The organism is Paracoccaceae bacterium Fryx2 (assembly GCA_032334235.1).
In the GTDB taxonomy this organism is placed as follows: Bacteria; Pseudomonadota; Alphaproteobacteria; order Rhodobacterales; family Rhodobacteraceae; genus JAVSGI01.
On the sequence record JAVSGI010000005.1, the window covers coordinates 2,004,137 to 2,025,367 of the forward strand.

The window sequence follows — 21,231 nt, forward strand, 5'->3', positions numbered from 1 at the left end:
GTCAGCCGCATTTCCCGGCACCGCGCAGCATCCCTGCCAGCGCCTGCCCGTCGATCGCCCGGCAGATGCGGCCTGCGGGTTTCAGTGTCGGCATGTCGCACGCGGCCAGCATCGCGTTGATGATCGCCTCGTCGGTCGCCTCGACCGTGGCAAGGTAGACCGGGTCCAGATGCGCGTCGGCCAGACAGGTCAGCGTCTGGAACGCACCCTGCGCCGCCGGTGCCGCCGTGCTGAACGCCAGGAAGATGTCGCCCGAACTGTTGCCCCCGGGTGTGCCCGACCGGCCGATGCCGATGGAGGCCCGCCGCGCCACCCGCTCCAATTGGTCGGGGCGCAGCGGCAGGTCGGTGGCGATCACCACGATGATCGAGCCCGCCTCGCGCTGCATCATCCGGTCGTGCTGCATCGCCTGCCCCACCGGCTCGCCCAGCACCGTCAGCCAGTCACGCAGGCCGTGGTTCGCCTGCACCAGCACCCCCACATGGAAATCGCGCCCCTCCACGGGGATGCGGCGCGACGCGGTGCCGGTGCCGCCCTTGAACTCGTAGCAGATCATCCCGGTGCCGCCGCCCGTGTTGCCCTCGGCCACCGGCCCGCCCTGCGCCGATTGCAGCGCCGCCAGCACATGCGCCTCGGTCAGGTGCTGGCCGTTGATGTCGTTCAGCACGCCGTCATAGGTTTCGGCGATCACCGGCATGGCCCAGATGTGGTCCGGCCCGAAGGTCGCGGCATGGTGCCGGATCATCCAGCGCACTGCCGCATGGTGCGCGATGCCGACCGAATGGGTATTGGTGATGCAGACCGGCCCGAGGAACGACCCCGCGTCGCGGATCCAATGGCAGCCGGTCATCTCGCCATTGCCGTTCAGCGCGAAGGTGCCCGCCAGCACAGGCACCGGATCGACGGAATGTCCGCGCGGCAGGATTGCGGTCACCCCGGTTCGCACCGTCGGGGCCGCCGCACCGGGCATCGACCCGTCGAGCGTGGTCTGCCCGACCAGCACCCCCGGCACATCGGTGATGGCATTCAGCGGCCCGGGCTGCCCCGGAAACCGCAACCCCAGATCGCGCCCGCGCGGCTTTGCCATGCAATTCGCCCTTCTCTTCGGCACCCTGACCCGCAGCCAGACTAGCCCGCCGCTTTTTCTTGAAAAAGTGTTTTTTGCGCCAGCTAAAATGCAGGATACCCGACAAAAAGGGACGGCGCGCGTTGGATCGTTTTCTGGGCATAGCCTCGGTCACCAAGACCTACCGCCCCCCCGAAGGCGGCATGGTGACCGCACTCGACGACGTGACGCTGGAGATCCGGAACAACGAATTTCTCACGCTGCTGGGGCCTTCGGGCTGCGGCAAGACCACCTTGCTGAAATGCCTCGCCGGGTTCGAGGATGTCGATGCGGGCGACATCCTGCTGGAGGGGCGGAGCCTGCGCGCCCTGCCGCCCTACCGCCGCCCGTTCAACACCGTGTTCCAGAACTACGCGCTGTTTCCGCATCTTTCGGTGTCGGACAACGTCGGTTACGGGCTCGATGTCGCCCGGGTCGCCCGCGACGCCCGCAACCGGCGGGTGGACGAGGCGCTGGCGCTGGTCGGCCTGTCGGGCTTTGGGGCGCGGGCGCCGCACATGCTGTCGGGCGGGCAGCAGCAGCGGGTGGCGCTGGCCCGCGCGCTGGTGCTGCGGCCGCGCGTGCTGCTGCTGGATGAACCCCTGTCGGCGCTAAACCGGCAGATGCGCGAGGCGATGCAGATCGAGCTGAAAGCCCTGCAACACTCGGTCGGCATCACCTTCGTCTTCGTCACGCACGATCAGCAAGAGGCGCTGGCGATGTCGGACCGCATCGCCGTGCTGTCGCAGGGCCGGGTGCAGCAACTCGGCACGCCGGAGGAGGTTTATGACCGCCCCGCCACCACCTTCGTCGCAAGCTTCGTCGGCACGGGCAACCTGTTCGCCGGCCGCGTGACGCAGCGCATCGGGCCGGTGGCCGGCGTGACAACCGATCAGGGCCGCACGCTGATGGCCGAGGCCGGGCCGTTCGCGCCCGGCGACAGGGTCAGCCTGCTGCTGCGCCCCGAACACCTGACGCTGACCCCGTTCGAAGGCGCCGCCCCGGCGCTGGAAGGGCGGGTGGCGCAGTCGGTGTTCGTCGGGTCCGACCTGCATCTGCATGTCGATGTCGGGATGGACCGCCCGGTGATCGTGCATCACCGCCACCAGAAGGACGCGGGCCGCCCGCTGGGTGTCGGCGCCGCGGTGTCGCTGCATTACGCCCCCGCCTCGGGGCACCTTATCGCGGCAGGGGGTTGATATGGCGGCGGCGGGCAAATCGGCCGGGTCCGTTGCCAGCCGCCGCCGCTGGGCGCTGGTGCTGCTGCTGGCGCCGATCACGCTGGTGCTGGGCTGTTTCTTCCTGATCCCGCTGGGGATCATGATGGTCTATTCCGTGCTGGAGCCCGGTGTTTACGGCGGGGTGGAATGGGTCTGGTATCCCTACAACTACGGCCGCATCCTGGGCTGGCCATTGAACGATTATGAACAGTTCGATCCGGTATATCTGCGCATCTTGCTGAATTCGCTGCTGCTGGCGGTGCTGACGGTGATCGGCACGTTCGTTCTGTGCTACCCGGCGGCGTTCTGGGTCGCGCGGATGCCGCCGGGCCGCAAGAACCTTGTGCTGTTTCTGATCACCCTGCCCTTCTTCGCCAACCTGCTGATCCGCATCTATGCCTGGCTCTTGCTGCTGCGCCCGACCGGTTTCATCAACGCGGTGCTGCAAGGGGCGGGGCTGATCGACGAGCCGCTGGACCTGATGTTCTCCAACACCGCCGTGCTGATCGGGATGATCTACATCCTGACGCCGTTCATGTTCCTGCCGCTTTACGCCAGCGTCGAAAAGCTTGACCCGGGCCTGCTGCGCGCCTCGCAGGATCTGGGGGCCAATGCGGTGCAGACCTTCTGGCGGGTGATCCTTCCGCTGACTGCCCCCGGCATCATGGCGGGCGCGCTGATCGTGTTCATTCCGGCACTTGGCAACTTCATCGTGCCGTCGTTCCTCGGCGGCTCCAAGGTGCAGATGACCGGCACGCTGATCGAACGCTCGTTCCTGCAATCGCGCGACTGGCCGTTCGGTGCGGCGCTGGCGCTGCTGATCATGGGATTCGTGGTGGCCCTGGTGCTGATCGGGCTGGCGCGCGGCAACCGTGCGGGGGTGCGGCGATGATCGACCGCATCCTGACCAGCGGCATCTGGAGGCGGCTGCGCGGCGGCTACGGGCTGCTGTTCCTCGGCTTCCTGTATCTGCCGCTTGGGTTGATCTTCTTCTATTCGTTCAATTCCAACCCGATAAACATCGTGGAATGGAGCGGGTTCACGTTCGATTGGTACAAGACCATTTTCGTGGGCGCCGATGCCGAAAGCAATTTCGACGCGGTGTTTTCGGAATCGCCTGCGCGGATTTTCGAGGTTGTGAAGAACAGCCTGTTCATCGCCCTGACCGCAAGCGCCATCGCCACCGTGATCGGCACGGCAACGGCGCTGGCGATGGGGCGGCACAGCTTTGCGGGCAAGCGGCTGTATCAGGCGCTGCTGATCCTGCCGATGGTGGTGCCCGACATCGTGCTGGGCATCGCGCTTCTGATCTTCTTCGTCGGCGCGGGGTTCGAGTTGAGCCTTGCGACCATCATCATCGGACATGTCACCTTTCTGTCGAGCTATGTGTTCATCGTGGTGTCGGCACGACTGGCGGGCATGGATACCAGCCTTGAACAGGCCTCGGCCGACCTTGGAGCGGGGCCGCTGACGACCTTCCGCCGCATCACCCTCCCCCAGATCATGCCGGGCGTGATGGGGGGCTTTCTGCTGGGGTTCATCATCTCGCTCGATGACGTGGTGATCACCTATTTCATCGCCGGGGTCGGTGCGCAGACGCTGCCGCTGTTCATTCTTGCGATGATGCGCCGGGGCCTGCGCCCGCAGATTTCTGCGCTGGCCGTGCTTTTGCTGCTGTTTTCCTTCCTTGTCGCCGCGACCGGCCTGTGGCTGCGCGGCCGCAAGGTCAACCGTCACTGACCTGCCCAGAACCAGAAAAAACGCCAACAGAAGGAGAAGACGATGACCCTACGGATGACCCTTGCCGCCGGTCTGGCGCTTGCGCTGGCGGCCCCGGCCCATGCCGAAGGCAAGCTGAACCTCTACAACTGGGGCGACTACATCAACCCCGAGGTGATCGAGGCGTTCAGCAAGGAATACGGCGTCGAGGTCACGCTCGACACCTATTCCACCAACGAGGAAATGCTGGCCAAGATTCAGGCCGGGGCAACCGGCTATGACCTGATCTGGCCGTCCGTCCACATGCACGACATCATGCAGAAGCTTGATCTGCTTGCAGAAACCGGGGCCAATACCATGCCGGGGTTCGAGAACATCGACCCCGCCGCGTTGCGGTCGAAGGAAGACCCGGCCGCCGCCTATTGCCTGCCCTATGCCTGGGGTGCGGTGGGCATCTTCTACAACAGGAAGCTGGTGCCCGAAATGACCTCCTGGGCCGATTTCTTCGCCTATGCCAAGGCCAATCCCGGCAAGGTGACGATGCTGGACGATCTGCGCGAAACGCTGGGTGTCGGGCTGATCATGACCGGAGCCTCGGTCAATTCGACCGATCCGGCCCAGATCGACGCCGCCGCCGCCTTCATTCTGGAGCAGAAGCCGAACATCGGCGCCTTCCGCTATGACGTGGTGCCGCTGATCACCTCGGGCGATATCGGGGCGGCGCACTGGTATGTCGGCGCGGTGCTGGATGTGAACAAGGATCCCGAAAACCTGGGCTTCATCATCCCGTCCGAGGGTGCGACGATGTATCAGGAAGACATCTGCATGCCGAAGACCGCGCCCAACCCCGACAACGCGAAGCTGTTCCTGCAATTCATGCTGCGCCCCGAGGTGTCGGCGATGAACACGGTGCGGCTGACCAACGGGTCGGTCAACACCGCCGCGATCCCGCTGCTGCCGGCCAAGTTGAAGGACCATCCGGCCGTCAACCCGTCGGCCGAGGTCAAGGCGAAGCTGCAGATCTTCGACGATCTGGGCGGCGCGCTGCGGCTTTACAGCCGCGCCTGGGACAAGGTGAAGACCAACTGACCCCGGCCGGGGCGCGCCAACCCGCGCGCGCCCCGGCCCGCAAACGGAGCTTCCGATGGCCCGCTACCCGATCAGCCCCGAAGACCTGATGCACGCCCGCGCCTTTCTGGCCAGCCCGATCGGCTATCACAGCCCCGGCCTGCAGCGCGTGCTGAACCGGATGCGCGGCCCGCACTGGGACCGCCGCTATGTGCTGCTGGTGGTGGAACGCCATAGCCGCTGGCGACTGGCAATCCTGCCCAACGCGCGCGGTGCTGCCATCGAGCCGGTCGAGGGCGTCGAATACACCGACCTGATCGAGGCGGAACGCGACATCTTCCGCCGCCGCTGGTTCGACCTGACCGGGCAGGATCTGGACGCGGCGCTGGCCGCCGGTGGGGTGTAGCATGTTGCCCGTCGTCGGCTATACCGACCGGCTGTCGCTGGCCCCCGGCGAAAGCCTTGACGTGATGGTCAGCAGCTTTGGCGCCGCGACCTACACGGCCGACCTGCGCCGGATCATCCAGGGCGACACCAACCCCGAGGGGCCGGGCTACAAGGACCAGGCGATTGCGCTGGATCTGGGCGGCGAACGTGTGGCGGTGGCCAAGCCCTTCACGCCCGGGTCATGCGTGGTGGTGCCGGGGCAAGGCGTGCTGTCGCGGCTTGGCACCTGCACGCTGGCCGCCGTGATCCTGCCGACCCGGCTGGGCGGGCTGCGCCGGATACTGGCGCTGCCCGGCTGTGCCGAGCTGTGCCTCGATGACCAAGGCCACCTCTGCGCCGTGCTGGCGGGGCGCTGCGTGCTGCGGTCTTTCGGCCGGGTCACGCTGAACCATTGGCACATGGTGGCGCTGGCGCATGACGCGGCCAGCGGTCTGCTGACCCTGACCCTGTCGCCCGATGCGGCCGATGGCGGCGAGTTGCCCGAACCCGAAACCCTGTCAGCCCCAGCGGCGTGGGATGCCACCGCCGCCACCGAATGCCTGATCGCCGCCGGGCGCGAGGGCGGCGCCCTGACCGGCTTCTTCGATGGCAAGATCGACCGGCCCGCGATCTTCGACCGGGTGCTGCCGCCTGACCGGCTGCGCCTGCTGCTGGCCGACCCCGCCGCCCTTGCCCGCCAGAGCAGCCTGATCGCCGCGTGGGATTTCTCGCAGGGCATTCAGGGCACGGCGGTGCATGACCTCTCGCCGTGGCGGCTGGAGGGGCGGCTGCACAACGCCCCGGCCCGGGCGATGACCGGCTGGCTGTGGCGCGGCCAGGAGCTGGACTGGAAGCGGCGGCCGGATCTCTATTCGGCAATCCACTTTCACGCCTCGGATGTCCATGACGCGGGCTGGGCGGTGGATTTCCGCGTGACGCTACCCGAAACGCTGCCCAGCGGCGTCTATGCCATCCGCCTTGTGCCCGATGGCGACGAGGATGCCGCCTACTACTGCGTCTTCGCCCTGCGCCCGCCGCGCGACCGGGTCAGCGGCAACAAGGTTGCCTTCCTGTTCCCGACCTGCAGCTACATGGCCTATGCCAACCACCGCCTCGGCCTCGACGTGCCGGGCACCGAGATCGGCATGGGCCGCGCGGTCGAGATCGACCGGCACCACGCCTTCCTGCAAACCAACCCCGGCATCGGCTATTCGCATTACGAAACCCATGACGACGGGTTGGGGGTGTTTCACACCTCGCGGCTGCGGCCCATTGTTGACCTGCAACCACGGGTCAAGGCGTTCCTCGGCGGCGTCGGGTCTAACATCTGGCAGTTCAACGCCGACACCCACATCCTCGGCTGGCTGGATGCCATCGGCCAGGGCCATGACGTGATCACCGACGAGGATCTGGATGCCGAGGGCCTGCGGCTATTGTCGCGCTACCGGGTGCTGATCACCGGCACCCACCCCGAATACCACACGCGCGCGATGATCGAGGCATTGCGCGGCTTCACCGAACGCGGCGGGCGGCTGATGTATCTGGGCGGCAACGGCTTCTACTGGGTGGTCAGCTTCCACGCCGAGTTGCCCGGCCTGATGGAATGCCGCCGCTCGGAGGCGGGCATCCGGCCTTGGGAGCCGGGGCACGGCCAGTTCTACCACGCCTTCACCGGCGAGTATGGCGGGCTGTGGCGGCGCAACGGGCACCCGCCGAACCATCTGTGCGGCGTCGGCATGACCTCGCAGGGGTTCGACCTGTCGGAACCCTATGTGCTGACCGGGGCCGCCGCCGACCCGCGCGCCGCCTTCCTGATGCAGGGCATCGGCACCACGCCGGGCCAGCGCATCGGCGCCTTCGGCCTGTCGGGCGGCGGTGCGGCGGGGCTGGAGGTCGACCGCGCCGACCTGGCGCAAGGCACGCCCCCACATGCGCTGGTGCTGGCCTCGTCGGTCCGCCACACCGACATCTACCTGATGACCCCCGAAGACCTGCTCGACCCGACGCCAGACTGGACCGGCACGCAGGCCGAGATCATCCGCGCCGACCTGACCTTCTTCGAGACGGCGGGGGGCGGGGCGGTGTTTTCCACCGGCTCGATCGCCTGGGCTGGGGCCATGGCCGCGCAGGGCTACGACAACGAGATTTCCCGCCTGACGCAGAACGCCCTGCGCCGCTTCCTCGACCCCACGCCCTTCGACCCGCCATGACCGCATTCGACCTGCAACTGCGGCTGGCACGCCGGATCATCGCCGCCATCGGCGACGGCAGCTTTGCCCGCGGCGCGCATCTGCGCGAAACCGACCTGTCGCAGCGGTTTGCCGTGTCGCGCTCTCCGGTGCGCGGCGCGCTTGACCACCTGCACGGGCTGGGCGTGGTGGAACGCCGCGCCAACCGGGGGTTCTTCGTGCCGCTGGCACCGCCTGCCGCCGCGCTTTGCGCAACCGACCTGCCGCGCACCGGCGACGAACGGATGATAGACACGCTGTCGGCCGACTGGTTCTTCGGCCGCATCGCGCAGGTCGTCTCGGAAGCCGAGCTCCGCGCCCGTTATGGCCTCGGCCGGGGCACGGCGGCACGCATCCTGCGGGCCATGGCCGATGACGGCATCGTGGCGCGCCTGCCCGGCTATGGCTGGCGCTTCGAGCCGACACTGAATTCCACCGCCGCCAATGACGAAAGCTACGATTTCCGCATCATGGTCGAGGTCGGCGCGATTCTGTCGCCGCAGTTCCGCCATGCCCCGGAAGCAGCGCAGGCGCTGCGGGCGCGGCATGGGGTGGTGCTCGACTGCGGCGGCGCGGGCTGGGACACGCCGGCGCTGGTCGATCTGGACGTGGCATTCCACGACCATATCGCCGCCGGTTCGCAGAACCGCTTCGTGGTGGCCGCCGTTGCGCAGCAGAACCGGCTGCGGCGCCTGCTGGAATACAACTCGCTGATCGACACCGGACGGATGGCCACCTCGATTGCCGAGCATCTGGGCATCCTCGACAGCCTCGATGCCGGTGACACCGCCACCGCCGCCCGCCGGATGGAGGCGCATCTGCGCGCCGCCCGCGCCGCCAGCCCGCCCTTCGGGCGCTGAGGTCGCACTGGCGTTTGCCGCGCAGTTCTGGCCTGATGGCGGGACAGGGCGCAGGGGAACGCGGCATGACAGGCGGGGCGATCAGGGACAGGCGGCTCTTGGTGACCGGGGCGGCGGGCTTTCTGGGGGGCGCGCTCTGCCGCCGGGCGGTGGCGCAGGGGGCATTGGTGACGGCGCTGCTGCACGTTGCCGGGCCCGCGCCGGACGGAGTGGCCGGGGTGGACGTGCTCGATCTGGCGACCGGCGACATCGACGCCGTGCTGGCGCGGGCAGAACCGCAGGCCATCGTGCATTGCGCCGGGCTGACCGCCGCCCCCGGTGATGCGGCGGGCCACGCGCTGCTGCTGCGCGCCAATGTCACCGCGACCGAACGGTTGTTGCAGGCGGCGGCGCGACAGGCCCTGCCGCCGCGGGTGGTGCTGGTATCCTCGGCCGCGATCTGGGGGCCGATGGCACAGGGTCAGGCCGCCATCGACGAAAGCCACCCGATTGCCCCGGCCTCGCCCTATGGCCACGCCAAGGCCGCGATGACCCGGCTGGGGCTGGAGGCGGGCGAGGCCGGGTTGCAGGTCGCCATCGGCGTGCCGTTCAACATCATCGGCCCCGGCCAGCCCGCCCGCATGGCACCGCAGGCCTTCATCGACCAGCTGCGCGCCGACCCGGCCGTCATCACCCTGTCCGACCCCGACGCGGTGCGCGACTGGGTCGATGTGCGTGACGTGGCCGAGGCCCTGCTGCGGCTGGCCGATCCGGCAACGCCGCCCGCACTCTACAATATCGCCACCGGGCGGGGGCTGTCGCTGGGGGCCATGGTGCAGGCCATCGGCGAGGTTACGGGCCGGCGGCCCGAGATCCGTCGCGGCAGCGCCCCCGCCGGGGTGTCGCGCAGCATCGGCAACCCCGGCCGGCTGCTGCGCGCGACCGGCTGGCAGGCGCAGGTGCCGCTGGTGCAGACGCTGGCGGATATGCTGGCGGGGTGAGCTTGCCGCCGTTGCACCCGGCCCGGCGGGCGGAGCCTCCGGCGGGGATATTTGGGCCAAGATGAATGGGGGACGTCAGGTCATCACTTCGAAGCGGTCCACGTCGATCATGCCATGGTCGGTGATCTTGAGGTGCGGGATCACCGGCAAGGCGAGGAAGGCCAATTGCAGGAAGGGTTCTTCCAGCATCACGCCCAGGCTGCGGGCGGCGGCGCGCAGCGTCACCAGCGTGTCGCGCACCGTCTCGAACGGCTCCAGGCTCATCAGCCCCGCCAGCGGCAGCGCCAGTTCCGCCAGAATCCGGCCCCCGCAGGCCACCACGAAGCCGCCCTCGATCTGCCCCAGCCGGTTCGCCGCCAGCGCCATGTCGTCGTAGTCGGCCCCCACCACGACGATGTTGTGGTGGTCATGGCAGACGGTCGAGGCGATGGCGCCGCGTTGCAGCCCGAACCCCTTGACGAAGCCGGTGGCGCGGTTGCCGTTGCGGCCGTGCCGCTCGATCACCGCGATGCGGATCAGGTCGCGCGCGATGTCGGGGGCCTTGTCGCCGTCTTGCGGGGTGATGGGATAGGTCAGGTGTTCGGTGATGATCTTGCCGGGCAGGATGCCGATCACCGGGGTTTCCGCGCGGTTGCCCCCCGCGCGAAAGTGGTGCGGCTCGATCCGGGCGGCCTTGACCGAATGGCGCGCCACCGGGGGGATGGTGGCACGGGCGGCAAAGGCCGCCGGGGTCGCTTCGACGCCGCCGGCAAAGGTGCGGACGGCGTGGCAGCCGGCCAGGCTATCGATCACCACGATGTCGGCCCGCTTGCCCGGCGCGATCAGCCCGCGGTCCTTCAGGCCGAAAGCCTCGGCGGCCGACAGGCTGGCGGCGCGGTAGGCGGCCAGCGGCGGCGCGCCAAGGGCGATGGCGGTGCGGATCATGTAATCCAGATGCCCGTGTTCCGCGATGTCGAGCGGATTGCGGTCATCGGTGCAGAAGCAGAGGTAAGGCGCGTGCCGTTCGGTCAGCAGCGGCACCAGCGCGTGCAGGTCTTTTGACACCGAGCCCTCGCGGATCAGCACCCGCAGGCCCTTGCGCAGCTTTTCCAGCCCCTCTTCCGCCGTGGTCGCCTCGTGTTCGGTGCGGATGCCCGCCGCGATGTAGCCGTTCAGGTCGCGCCCGCGCAGCAGCGGGGCGTGGCCGTCGATGTGGCGGCCGCGGAAGGCATCGAGCTTGGCGAGGCAGCCCGCGTCCTTCATCAGCACGCCGGGAAAGTTCATGAACTCGGCCAGCCCGATCACGCGCGGATGGTCCATCAGCGGGATCAGGTCGGCGGCCTCCAACTGCGCGCCCGCGGTTTCCATGTGGGTCGAGGGCACGCAGGAGGAAAGCTGCACCCGGATGTCCATCACCGTCAGGGCCGAGGCGGCGAGGAAGTAGTGGATGCCCTCCAGCCCGCAGACATTGGCAATCTCGTGCGGGTCGCAGATCGCTGTGGTCACGCCGCGCGGGGTCACGCAGCGGTCGAACTCGAACGGGGTGACGAGGCTGCTTTCGATGTGCAGGTGGGTGTCGATGAAGCCCGGCACGAGGATCCGGCCGGTGCAGTCGATCACACGGCGGCCCTCGTAGGCGTCGAACACCCCCACGATGGTGTCGCCGCAGATCGCCACGTCGCCCGGGACCAGATCGCCCGTGATCAGGTCGAACACCAGCCCGCCGCGCAGCACCAGATCAGCGGGCACCACGCCGCGCCCTTGGTCGATGATGTCGGACAGTGTCGGGCTCGGCATGGCGTCCTCCTGCGGTCGGGGCCAGTGAACGCCACGGGGAGGGCGGCGTCCAGTGGGCATTCGGTCTTGCGACCGGCGGCAAAGGATGATCCACCTTGGCCACCCCCTGCCGGAAAGGTCACCCATGCGCCCGTTGCGCGGCATTGCCCTGAAACTTGCCTCGGTGATGATGTTCATCGTGATGTCGGCGATGATCAAGGCCACCGCCGACCATGTGCCGCCCGGCGAGGCGGTGTTCTTCCGCTCGTTCTTCGCCATGCCGGTGATCGTGGTCTGGCTGATGTTTCGGCGCGAGCTTGCGACCGGGTTCCGCGCGGTGCGGCCGATGGGGCATGTCTGGCGCGGGCTGATGGGGACGATGGCGATGGGGCTGGGCTTTGCCGGGCTGGGGTATCTGCCGCTGCCCGAGGTGACGGCGATCGGCTATGCCGCGCCGCTGCTGACGGTGATCTTCGCCGCGATGTTTCTGGGCGAGGAAGTGCGGGTCTTCCGCATCAGCGCGGTCGTGCTGGGGATGCTGGGCGTGCTGATCGTGCTGTCGCCGCGGATGACGGTGCTGTCGGGTGACGCGGCCGGGCACCGCGAGGCGCTGGGGGCGATGCTGGTGCTGGGAGGGGCGGTGTTCGCCGCGCTGGCGCAGGTCTTCGTGCGCAAGCTTGTGATGACCGAGCGGACGCCGGCCATCGTGTTCTGGTTCTCGCTGACCGCCACGGTTCTGTCGCTGGTCACGCTGCCGTTCGGCTGGGTGATACCCGGGCCGACCGAGGCGGCGCTGCTTGTCGCCTGCGGATTGCTGGGCGGGGTGGGGCAGATCCTGCTGACGGCGAGCTATCGCGAGGCAGATGCCTCGCTGGTGGCGCCGTTCGATTATGCCTCGATGATCTTCGCGCTGGGAATCGGTTACTTCATCTTCGGCGAGACGCCGTCCTGGACGATGCTGGGCGGGGCGGCGCTGGTGGTGACGGCGGGGATACTGATCATCTGGCGCGAGCATCGACTGGGGCTGGAACGGGCGCGGCAGCGGAAGGCGATGACCCCGCAGGGGTGATTTTCACGCGTGAAAACCCGGTTATGATTATGTTTTTATTGTATGTTTTTTCTGGCCTTCATGATCTGTCAAGATTCATCTTCCTGGCTTGGAAGGGGGTTCCGGGCGGGGGTGCGGGCTGGCGCGGGGACGGGCGGCGGAACGGCCGGGCGGTGAGGCGGGAGCCTCCGGCGGGGATATTTTTGAACAGAAGAAGGGGTTCCGGGGAGGCGGGGCGGGGCGGGGTGCGGGCTGGCGCGGGGACGGGCGGCGGAACGGCCGGGTGGCGGAGGCGGGAGCCTCCGGCGGGGATATTCTTGAACAGAAGAAAGGGTTCCGGGGAGGCGGGGCGGGCCAGGGTGCGGGCTGGCGCGAGGACGGGCGGCGGCACGGCCGGGCGGTGAGGCGGGAGCCTCCGGCGGGGATATTTTTGAACAGAAGAAAGGGGGCGGGGGTGCTCCGCGTGGGGGCGGGGGAGCGGGGACGGGCCTCGATGCGGGCGGCGGGGGGCGGCCTCAGCGCGGCAGGCGAGGCAGCGTTCGAAGGCGGCGAGGGTGGCGGGGAAGACGTGGTGTTCGATGCCTTCGGCGTCAGGCGGGGGCCGGGGCGGCGGTGGCGCCGGGGCTGAAGGCGGTGCTGCTGGCGCAGTTCTTCGGCGTGGCGCTTCCAGGGCTGGGGCAGGCATCAGCCCTGTCGAAGCTGGATCGTCGCGGGGTGCGAATGGGACAGGACAAGCCGGGCGTTCGGGATGTCGTTGGACAGGGCGCGGGCGCGGGCGGCATCGGGGGCGAGGCCGTGGTCGCGCCAGCGCCGGACCAGGCGGCGTTCAAGCTCGGCCTCTGGCACGTCGAGGAAGATCGTGAGGTCGTAGAGCGGGCGGGCGGCGGACCATGGGGCTGCGTCGAGCAGCAGGTAGTTGCCTTCGACGATCAGGATGCGGTCTGCGTCGGTGATCACGTCGGCCCCGGCGCGGGCGAGGTCGGCTGCACGGTCGAACACCGGGATGGCGATCTCGGCACCGCCATCGCGCAGGCGGTGCAGCAGGGCGCAGAAGCCCGCGGCGTCGAAGGTTTCGGGGGCACCCTTGCGGGCGCGCAGGCCGCGGGCGTCGAGCACGGCGTTGTCGTAGTGGAAGCCGTCCATCGGCACCAGGCGCGCGCCGGGGCCGAGGGCGGCGACCAGGGCGCCGGCGAGGGTGGATTTGCCGGCGCCCGGCGGGCCGGCCACGGCGGCGATGAACCGCGCCCGGCCGGTGGCGCGGGCGCGGATGTCGGCGGCGAGGGTTTCCGGTGTCATGCGGCCTCGGTCACGCCTTCGGGCAGTTTCGCGCCGGTCATGTAGGCCACCGCATCCGACATCGAATGCGCCTTGGGGTCGATGACGCAGAGCCGCTTGCCGAGCCGGTGGATGTGGACGCGGTCGGCGACCTCGAACACATGCGGCATGTTGTGGCTGATCAGGATGATCGGGATGCCGCGCGAGCGCACGTCGAGGATCAGCTCCAGCACCTTGCGCGATTCCTTGACGCCGAGGGCGGCGGTGGGTTCATCCAGGATGATGACCTTGGAGCCGAAGGCCGCCGCGCGGGCCACCGCCACCCCCTGACGCTGGCCGCCCGACAGGGTTTCCACCGCCTGGTTGATGTTCTGGATCGTCATCAGTCCCAGTTCGGTCAGCTTGGCGCGGGCGATCTTTTCCATCGCCGGCCGGTCGAGCTGGCGCAGCCACTTGCCCATGAAGCCGGGTTTGCGCAATTCGCGCCCCATGAACATGTTGTCGGCAATGGAAAGTGCCGGCGACATGGCGAGCGTCTGGTAGACGGTTTCGATGCCGGCCGCGCGCGCCTCGATCGGCGAGGTGAACTGGATGCGCTTGCCTTCGAGGTGGACCTCGCCCTCGTCGGGGATCACGGCGCCGGATATCGCCTTGATCAGCGAGGATTTCCCCGCGCCGTTGTCGCCGATCACCGCGAGAATCTCGCCGGGGTAAAGGTCGAAGTCGCAATGGTCCAGGGCGGTGACCTTGCCGTAGCGCTTGACCAGCCCGCGGGCCTTGAGCAGCGGTTCCATCATGCTGACGCCTTTCTGATCCACTGATCCACGGCGACCGCCGCGATGATGAGAACGCCGATAAGCAGGAAGGTCCATTGCGGATCGGTGCCGATCAGCCTGAGACCCAGCGAGAACACGCCGACGATCAGCGCGCCGAACAGCATCCCGGCAATCGAGCCCCGGCCGCCGAACAGGCTGATGCCGCCGATCACCACCGCCGTGATGCTTTCGATATTGGCAAACTGGCCCGAGGTCGGCGAGACAGAACCGAGGCGGCCGATCAGCACCCAGCCCGCCAGCGCGCAGATCAGGCCCGACAGGGTATAGACCGAGATCAGGATCTTCTTGACCTTGACCCCCGCCAGTTCGGCGGCATCGGGGTCGTCGCCCACGGCATAGACGTGTCGGCCCCAGGCGGTCTCGCGCAGGACGTAGGCCAGCACCACCACCAGCAGGATCATCACGACCACGCCATAGGTGAACACCGCCCCGCCCTGCCCGGCCTCGTTGGCGCCGATCTTGAAGCTTTGGCCGAAGAACTTCAGCAGCGGCGCCTGGGCGTCGATGTCGGCGGCGCGGATCGTCTCGTTGGCGGAAAAGAGGAAGTTGGTCGCCAGCACGATCTGCCACATGCCCAGCGTCACGATGAAGGGCGGCAGTTTCATCCGGGCGACCAGAGTGCCGTTGATGAAGCCGATCAGCGCCCCGGCGGCCAGACCGCAGAGCACCGAAAGCTCGACCGGCAGGCCGTAGCGGAAGGTGAACTGGCCCATGATCACCATCGACAGCACCATGATCGCGCCGACCGACAGGTCGATGCCCGCGGTCAGGATCACCAGCGTCTGTGCCGCGCCGACAATGCCGACGATGGCCACCTGTTGCAGGATCAGCGTCATGGTGAAGGCAGAGAAGAACTTGCCCCCGAGCAGCGCGCCGAACACCAGGACCGCCGCGACCAGCACGATCAGCGGCACCAGCGACGGCGTGACATGCAGGAGGTGCTGGAGCTTCTGCACCCCGGTCTTGCGGGTCGCGAATTCGGCGACCTCCTGCGGACTGCTTTTCAGGGCTTTCTCGAACCCCTGCGGACCTCGGATCTCGCCTGTCATCATGTCCCCTCCTCTGGGCCCCCAAGGGTGCCGGGTGCGAAGAAAGGGGCGGCGTTTCCACCGCCCCTTCGGGCGTAGCTCACCTTGCGTCAAGGTGCCGCATCAGATCAAGCGTGCCGAGGGCTCAGCCCCAGCAAAGCTCTGCGCCCCGGGCGCTGTCGATCGACTCGATGCCGTCAACCGGCTTGTCGGTGACCAGCGCCACGCCGGTGTCGGTGAAGTCCTTGCCTTCGGTCGGGGCGGGCCTGGTGCCATCCTTGGCGAAGGCGGCAATCGCTTCGACGCCGAGCGAGGCCATCAGCAGCGGATATTGCTGCGAGGTGGCGCCGATGATGCCGTCTTTCACGTTGGCGACGCCGGGGCAGCCGCCATCCACCGCGACGATCAGCACGTCGGCCTCGCGGCCGATGGCCTTGATCGCCTCGTAGGCGCCGGCAGCTGCGGGCTCGTTGATGGCATAGACCACGTTGATCGTCGGATCGCGGGCGAGCAGGCTTTCCATCGCGCGGCGGCCGCCTTCCTCGTTGCCCTGCGTCACGTCGTTGCCGACGATTCGCGGATCGGTCTCGTCGCCCCATTTGGACGGATCGACCGGGTCGATGCCGAAGCCGGTCAGGAAGCCCTGGTCGCGCAGCACATCGACCGAGGGCTGCGATACCTCCAGATCGAGCATCGCGATCTTCGCGTTGGCAGCCTCGGCCCCCAGCGCGGCTGCGGCCCATTTGCCGATCAGCTCGCCCGCAAGGAAGTTGTCGGTGGCGAAAGTGCCGTCGGCGCTGTCGATCGGGTCGAGCGGCGTGTCGAGCGCAATGACCAGCAGGCCCGCGTCGCGCGCCTTCTGCACGGCGGGCACGATGCCCTTGGTGTCGGACGCCGTCAGCAGGATGCCCTTGGCGCCATCCGCGATGCAGGTCTCGATGGCAGCGACCTGGCTTTCGCTGTCGCCGTCGATCTTGCCCGCGTAGGATTTCAGATCGATCCCCAGTTCGGCGGCCTTGGCGGTGGCGCCTTCCTTCATCTTGACGAAGAACGGGTTGGTATCGGTCTTGGTGATCAGGCAGGCAGAAACGCCCTGCGCCATGGCGGGTGCCGCCAGCAGCGCAAGCGCGGCAGCCCCGACATGAAGCGTCGTCATGAGTTTGGTCATCTGATGTCCTCCCAGGTTCGGCAGCCGTTGGCCGCCGGTTCACAGCTTCCCGCAAGCAGTTCCTCCCGCCGCGATGACGGTCAATTGCCCTCATTCCGCGATTCGCGTCAATATAATTAAATCACTCTGATTTATTATTGACAGGCTTTCGATTTGCTTGGCAATGTGGCCGCCAGTTGTCCGGTGCGCCGGGTTGGGGAGGGATCATGGCGCGACAGACGCGGGAAACCGCAAGCGACCGGGCCGCATCCGAGGCAGGCGCGCGGCGCGGGTCGAACCAGAGCGGGATGCGGGCGCACAACGAACGGCTTGTGCTGTCGCTGGTGCGCCAGCACGGGGCGCTGGCGAAATCTGACATCGCGCGGATCACAGGGCTGTCGGCGCAGACTGTTTCGGTGATCATGCGCAGTCTGGAACAGGACGGGCTCTTGCTGCGCGGCGAGCCGATCCGCGGCCGGATCGGCCAGCCCTCGGTGCCGATGTCGCTGGCGGCCGAGGGGGCCTACTTTTTCGGGCTGAAGATCGGGCGGCGGTCCACCGATCTGATATTGATAGATTTTCTCGGGCATGTGGTGGGGATGCGGCGGCGCACCTACCCGTGGCCAACGCCGGGCGTGGTGGTGGCCTTCGTGCAGGAGGCGCTGCCGACGCTGAGCCTCGAATTGCCGTTCCGGCTGCGCGGGCGGATCGGCGGGATGGGCATCGCCATGCCGTTCCAGCTGTGGAACTGGGCGCAGTTCGTCGGCGCCCCCCCGGCCGGGATGGACGACTGGCGCGGCCGCGACATCCAGGCCGAGATCGCCGCTTTCTGCGACATGCCGGTGTATCTGCAGAACGACGCCACGGCGGCCTGCGGCGGCGAGCTGGTGTTCGGCACCGGCGAGCGGCCTGCGGATTTCCTGTATTTCTTCATCGCGCATTTCGTCGGCGGCGGGCTGGTGCTGAACGGCCAGCTTTACACCGGGCGCACGGGCAATGCCGCCGCCATCGGGTCGATGCCGGTCCCGGCGCCGGGCGGCGGGATGCAGCAGTTGATCTCGGTCGCGTCGCTGGCCTCGCTGGAACGCTATGTCGCCGGAGCGGGAGGCGAAACCGGGCAGTTGTGGGAGCCGCCGACCCGATGGACCCTGCCGCCGGGCGTGCTGGACCGCTGGATCGCGGAGGCCGCGCAAGGCGTGGCGCACGCCATCCTGTCGGCGGCGACGGTGATCGACTTCGGCACGGTGATGATAGACGGCTGGCTGCCGGAAGGCGTGCGGGCGGCGCTGGTCGCAGCCACGGCAGAGGCGCTGGCGCGGCTCGATCTGGCTGGAATAGAGCCGCCGCTGGTGCGGGCCGGGACGGTGGGGCATGTGGCGCGCAGCCTTGGCGCGGCCTCGATCCCGCTGTCGCAACGCTACCTGATCGACCAGAACGCCTTCCGGAAAGACGGCTGAGCGGGCGGTGCCGGTGCGAAACCCCTGCCCCCTGCCCGCGGCGACGCGACGCGAAACCGGGCGGCGGGGGCGGAAAATTTTCGTAGAAAATTTGTGGCCGGCATCATGCCGCGGGCGATACCCTTGTGCGGGCAGGCAAATCTGCCACACCGAAGCTTGACTTGGAAGGCGGCCGTGTCCAAGTAGGGCATTGTCCCGCCCGAAGCCCAAGCCCAGAACGGAACATCCCGGAATGTCGCTCGCCCTGATCGCCGCGTTGCCTTTTCTCGGCGCGCTCCTTCCCGGCCTGATGATACGTGCCGGTCGCGATGCCTGCGCGGTCGTGACCGGGTCGGTCACCGCGCTGGCCCTGCTGATGGTCGGGCTGCACGCCCCGGCGGTGCTGCGCGGCGAGGTGATCCACAGCCGCATCGACTGGCTGCCGGGGCTGGGGCTGAACGCCAGCTTCATGCTCGACGGGCTGGGGCTGCTGTTTGCCGGGCTGATCCTCGGGATCGGGCTGCTGATCATCCTCTACGCCCGGTTCTATCTGGCCAAGGCCGACCCTATGGGGCAGTTCTACACTTACCTGCTGCTGTTCCAGGGGGCGATGCTGGGCATCGTGCTGTCGGACAACATCCTGCTGCTGCTGGTGTTCTGGGAGCTGACGAGCCTGAGCTCCTTCCTGCTGATCGGCTACTGGAAGCACCTGCCCGAGGGGCGGCAGGGCGCGCGGATGGCGCTGGCGGTCACCGGGGCGGGCGGCCTTGCGATGATCGGGGGGATGCTGATCCTTGGCAACATCGCGGGCAGCTACGACCTGTCGGTGATCCTGACGCAGAAGGACGCGATCCAGGCGTCGGAGTGGTATCTGCCCGCGCTGATCCTGATCCTGCTGGGGTGTTTCACCAAATCGGCGCAGTTCCCGTTCCATTTCTGGCTGCCGCACGCGATGGCCGCCCCCACGCCGGTTTCAGCCTATCTGCATTCGGCGACCATGGTGAAGGCCGGGATCTTCCTGATGGCGCGGATGTGGCCTGTTCTGGCGGGCACGCCCGAGTGGTTCTACATCGTGGCGACGACCGGGCTGGTGACGATGGTGATCGCCGCCAAGATCGCGCTGTTCAAGGATGACCTGAAGGCGCTGCTGGCATTCTCGACCGTCAGCCACCTGGGGCTTATCACCATGCTGCTGGGCTTCGGCACCAAGGCCGCGGCGGTGGCGGCGGTGTTTCACATCATCAACCACGCCACCTTCAAGGCGGCACTGTTCATGACCGCCGGGATCGTCGATCACGAGGCGCATACCCGCGACATCAGGCGGTTGGGCGGGTTGCGGGTGCTGATGCCGGTGACCTTCACCCTGGCCACGCTGGCGGCGCTTTCGATGGCGGGGCTGCCGCCGCTGAACGGTTTCCTGTCGAAAGAGATGATGCTGGAGGAGGCGACGCACACCGTCTGGGCGGGGGTGCCGTGGCTGCTGCCCGCGCTTGCCACCATCGGCGCGCTGTTCTCGGTGGCCTACAGTTTCCGGCTGATCTCGCATACCTTCCTGGGGCCGGTGCGCAACGACTATCCGCACCGCCCGCATGACCCGGGTTTCGGGATGTGGGCGGCGCCCGCGGTGCTGGTGGCGCTGGTGGTGCTGATCGGGGTGGCGCCGGTCGCCATGGCGGGCTGGCTGGTCGATGCCTCGGCCGGGGCGGTGACGGGCGAGGTGGTCGACAGCTACATCAAGCACTGGCACGGGCCGGTGCCGGCACTGTTCCTGTCGCTGGTGGCGATCGGGGGCGGGCTGGTGCTTCTTGGGCTGCACCCGGCCCTGAACCGGCTGTGGCTGGCCACGCCGCGCCCCGAGGCCAAGCGGATCTTCGACGGGCTGATGGAGCCGTTCGCCCGCATGTCGCGCCGCCTGACCGATGCGCTGCACGACGGGGCACTGACGCGATACATGGCGATTGCCGCGGTGGCGATCACGGCGGCGGGGGTCTACGGCTTTTTCAGCGGCGCGCACCTGCCGGGCACGCGCGCGGCCACGCCGATCACGGCGGTGCCCGCGATTGCCTGGTTCTTGCTGATGATGGCCTCGGGCGGGCTGGTGCTGGTGCATCACAACCGGCTGCTGGCACTGCTGCTGGTGGGGGTGATCGGGCTGGTGATCTCGGTCGGCTTTGCCTACCTTTCGGCGCCCGACCTGGCGCTGACCCAGATCTCGGTCGAGGTGGTGACGATCATCCTGCTGCTGCTGGCGCTGAACTACCTGCCCAAGACCACCCCGCGCGAAACCAGCGTGTTGCGCAAGAGCCGCGACGGGGTGATCGCGGCGGCGGGCGGGCTGGCGGCGGGGGCGCTGATCTATGCGCTGATGCTGCGCGATTTCGCCTTTCCGACCGTGTCGGGCTACCATCTGGAAAACGCCAAGACACTGGGCGGCGGCAACAACGTCGTCAACGTGATCCTCGTCGATTTCCGCGGCTATGACACTTTCGGCGAAATTACCGTGCTGGGCATCGCGGCGCTGGTGATCTATGCGCTGACCGAGGTGCTGCTGAAGCCCGGCCCGGCCAATGACCGGCTGATGGCCTGGAACCCCGACAGGAACGAGGCGGGCGACCGCCATCCGCTGATGCTGGTGGTGGCGACTCGGGTGATCCTGCCGCTGGCGATCATGGTGGGGGTGTTCATCTTCCTGCGCGGGCACAACCTGCCGGGCGGCGGCTTCATCGCCGGGCTGGTGGTGGCGATCGCGATGGTGATGCAATACATGGCGTCGGGCTTTGGCTGGGCGAAGGCACGGCAGCGGATCGAGTATCACGCGCTGATCGGCGCAGGCGTGATGATCGCCGGGGCGACCGGCGTGGGGTCGTGGTTCGCCGGGCGGCCGTTCCTGACGTCGAGCTACGGCTATGTCTACCCGCCGCTGGTCGAGAAGATCGAACTTGCCACCGCCGCGCTGTTCGATCTGGGCGTGTTCCTGACGGTGCTGGGCGCGGTGATGCTGGCGCTGGCTTCGCTGAGCCGGATCGGGGTGCGGGCGGGCGAAACCATCAACGCGAAGCCGCATGACGTGGACCCGCGCAGCCCCCCGGAGGCGACATAG

Annotated in this window: 18 protein-coding genes; 12 read left to right on the forward strand and 6 right to left on the reverse strand. The window is 68.1% G+C overall.

The features are described from left to right. Position 1 precedes the first annotated feature (1 nt). Positions 2–1,087, reverse strand: a complete 1,086-nt coding sequence (locus RNZ50_18950; protein ID MDT8857072.1) for a P1 family peptidase — start codon at positions 1,085–1,087, stop codon at positions 2–4. A 122-nt stretch (positions 1,088–1,209) separates the two neighbouring features. Here RNZ50_18950 and RNZ50_18955 point away from each other — a divergent pair, with 122 nt between their 5' ends. From RNZ50_18955 to RNZ50_18990, 8 genes are all read left to right on the forward strand, one after another. After that, positions 1,210–2,304, forward strand: coding sequence for an ABC transporter ATP-binding protein (locus RNZ50_18955; protein MDT8857073.1), 1,095 nt, complete (start codon positions 1,210–1,212; stop codon positions 2,302–2,304). Position 2,305: 1 nt separating this feature from the next. Then, positions 2,306–3,217, forward strand: coding sequence for an ABC transporter permease (locus RNZ50_18960; protein ID MDT8857074.1), 912 nt, complete (start codon positions 2,306–2,308; stop codon positions 3,215–3,217). Then, complete coding sequence (locus RNZ50_18965; protein MDT8857075.1) at positions 3,214–4,065, forward strand: ABC transporter permease; 852 nt, start codon at positions 3,214–3,216, stop codon at positions 4,063–4,065. The genes RNZ50_18960 and RNZ50_18965 overlap by 4 nt, the downstream gene beginning before the upstream one ends. A 42-nt stretch (positions 4,066–4,107) precedes the next feature. Continuing rightward, the gene (locus tag RNZ50_18970; protein MDT8857076.1) at positions 4,108–5,133 is read left to right on the forward strand and encodes a spermidine/putrescine ABC transporter substrate-binding protein; all 1,026 of its coding nucleotides are present in this window, start codon (positions 4,108–4,110) and stop codon (positions 5,131–5,133) included. 55 nt (positions 5,134–5,188) lie between these two features. Next, positions 5,189–5,518: a hypothetical protein gene (locus RNZ50_18975; protein MDT8857077.1), complete on the forward strand. Its 330-nt coding sequence runs from the start codon at positions 5,189–5,191 to the stop codon at positions 5,516–5,518. Between the two features lies 1 nt (position 5,519). Continuing rightward, the gene (locus RNZ50_18980) at positions 5,520–7,748 is read left to right on the forward strand and encodes a N,N-dimethylformamidase (protein ID MDT8857078.1); all 2,229 of its coding nucleotides are present in this window, start codon (positions 5,520–5,522) and stop codon (positions 7,746–7,748) included. Further along, positions 7,745–8,626: a GntR family transcriptional regulator gene (locus RNZ50_18985; protein ID MDT8857079.1), complete on the forward strand. Its 882-nt coding sequence runs from the start codon at positions 7,745–7,747 to the stop codon at positions 8,624–8,626. Before RNZ50_18980 ends, RNZ50_18985 begins: the two co-directional genes overlap by 4 nt. 65 nt (positions 8,627–8,691) lie before the next feature. Next, on the forward strand, positions 8,692–9,606 hold the full coding sequence (locus RNZ50_18990; protein ID MDT8857080.1) for an NAD(P)-dependent oxidoreductase: 915 nt from the start codon (positions 8,692–8,694) through the stop codon (positions 9,604–9,606). A gap of 75 nt (positions 9,607–9,681) precedes the next feature. Here RNZ50_18990 and ade read toward each other — a convergent pair whose 3' ends face one another. Next, positions 9,682–11,382, reverse strand: coding sequence for an adenine deaminase (gene ade, locus RNZ50_18995; GenBank protein MDT8857081.1), 1,701 nt, complete (start codon positions 11,380–11,382; stop codon positions 9,682–9,684). 124 nt (positions 11,383–11,506) lie between these two features. Here ade and RNZ50_19000 point away from each other — a divergent pair, with 124 nt between their 5' ends. Next, positions 11,507–12,430: a DMT family transporter gene (locus RNZ50_19000; protein MDT8857082.1), complete on the forward strand. Its 924-nt coding sequence runs from the start codon at positions 11,507–11,509 to the stop codon at positions 12,428–12,430. 409 nt (positions 12,431–12,839) lie between these two features. Continuing rightward, on the forward strand, positions 12,840–13,037 hold the full coding sequence (locus tag RNZ50_19005) for a hypothetical protein (protein ID MDT8857083.1): 198 nt from the start codon (positions 12,840–12,842) through the stop codon (positions 13,035–13,037). Between the two features lie 56 nt (positions 13,038–13,093). Here the strand turns inward: RNZ50_19005 and RNZ50_19010 are convergent, their stop codons facing one another. The 4 genes from RNZ50_19010 to RNZ50_19025 form a co-directional block, all read right to left on the reverse strand. Continuing rightward, positions 13,094–13,705, reverse strand: a complete 612-nt coding sequence (locus RNZ50_19010; protein ID MDT8857084.1) for a nucleoside/nucleotide kinase family protein — start codon at positions 13,703–13,705, stop codon at positions 13,094–13,096. Then, complete coding sequence (locus RNZ50_19015) at positions 13,702–14,478, reverse strand: ATP-binding cassette domain-containing protein (GenBank protein MDT8857085.1); 777 nt, start codon at positions 14,476–14,478, stop codon at positions 13,702–13,704. Before RNZ50_19015 ends, RNZ50_19010 begins: the two co-directional genes overlap by 4 nt. Further along, positions 14,478–15,569, reverse strand: a complete 1,092-nt coding sequence (locus RNZ50_19020; GenBank protein MDT8857086.1) for an ABC transporter permease — start codon at positions 15,567–15,569, stop codon at positions 14,478–14,480. The genes RNZ50_19015 and RNZ50_19020 overlap by 1 nt, the downstream gene beginning before the upstream one ends. Before the next feature lie 124 nt (positions 15,570–15,693). Beyond that, positions 15,694–16,716 carry a sugar ABC transporter substrate-binding protein gene (locus tag RNZ50_19025; GenBank protein ID MDT8857087.1) on the reverse strand — a complete coding sequence of 341 codons (1,023 nt, stop codon included), beginning with the start codon at positions 16,714–16,716 and terminating at the stop codon, positions 15,694–15,696. Positions 16,717–16,922: 206 nt separating this feature from the next. Here RNZ50_19025 and RNZ50_19030 point away from each other — a divergent pair, with 206 nt between their 5' ends. After that, on the forward strand, positions 16,923–18,152 hold the full coding sequence (locus RNZ50_19030) for an ROK family transcriptional regulator (protein MDT8857088.1): 1,230 nt from the start codon (positions 16,923–16,925) through the stop codon (positions 18,150–18,152). Positions 18,153–18,384: 232 nt separating this feature from the next. After that, entirely contained in the window at positions 18,385–21,231 is a 2,847-nt protein-coding gene (locus RNZ50_19035; GenBank protein MDT8857089.1) for a monovalent cation/H+ antiporter subunit A, read from the forward strand.

Bases quoted from the DNA above. Each gene is read 5' to 3' on its own strand.
- RNZ50_18950 (MDT8857072.1), bottom strand. From the start codon at position 1,087: ATGGCAAAGCCGCGCGGGCGCGATCTGGGGTTGCGGTTTCCGGGGCAG.
- RNZ50_18960 (MDT8857074.1), top strand. From the start codon at position 2,306: ATGGCGGCGGCGGGCAAATCGGCCGGGTCCGTTGCCAGCCGCCGCCGC.
- RNZ50_18965 (MDT8857075.1), top strand. From the start codon at position 3,214: ATGATCGACCGCATCCTGACCAGCGGCATCTGGAGGCGGCTGCGCGGC.
- RNZ50_18970 (MDT8857076.1), top strand. From the start codon at position 4,108: ATGACCCTACGGATGACCCTTGCCGCCGGTCTGGCGCTTGCGCTGGCG.
- RNZ50_18975 (MDT8857077.1), top strand. From the start codon at position 5,189: ATGGCCCGCTACCCGATCAGCCCCGAAGACCTGATGCACGCCCGCGCC.
- RNZ50_18980 (MDT8857078.1), top strand. From the start codon at position 5,520: ATGTTGCCCGTCGTCGGCTATACCGACCGGCTGTCGCTGGCCCCCGGC.
- RNZ50_18985 (MDT8857079.1), top strand. From the start codon at position 7,745: ATGACCGCATTCGACCTGCAACTGCGGCTGGCACGCCGGATCATCGCC.
- RNZ50_18990 (MDT8857080.1), top strand. From the start codon at position 8,692: ATGACAGGCGGGGCGATCAGGGACAGGCGGCTCTTGGTGACCGGGGCG.
- ade (MDT8857081.1), bottom strand. From the start codon at position 11,382: ATGCCGAGCCCGACACTGTCCGACATCATCGACCAAGGGCGCGGCGTG.
- RNZ50_19000 (MDT8857082.1), top strand. From the start codon at position 11,507: ATGCGCCCGTTGCGCGGCATTGCCCTGAAACTTGCCTCGGTGATGATG.
- RNZ50_19010 (MDT8857084.1), bottom strand. From the start codon at position 13,705: ATGACACCGGAAACCCTCGCCGCCGACATCCGCGCCCGCGCCACCGGC.
- RNZ50_19015 (MDT8857085.1), bottom strand. From the start codon at position 14,478: ATGGAACCGCTGCTCAAGGCCCGCGGGCTGGTCAAGCGCTACGGCAAG.
- RNZ50_19020 (MDT8857086.1), bottom strand. From the start codon at position 15,569: ATGACAGGCGAGATCCGAGGTCCGCAGGGGTTCGAGAAAGCCCTGAAA.
- RNZ50_19025 (MDT8857087.1), bottom strand. From the start codon at position 16,716: ATGACCAAACTCATGACGACGCTTCATGTCGGGGCTGCCGCGCTTGCG.
- RNZ50_19030 (MDT8857088.1), top strand. From the start codon at position 16,923: ATGGCGCGACAGACGCGGGAAACCGCAAGCGACCGGGCCGCATCCGAG.
- RNZ50_19035 (MDT8857089.1), top strand. From the start codon at position 18,385: ATGTCGCTCGCCCTGATCGCCGCGTTGCCTTTTCTCGGCGCGCTCCTT.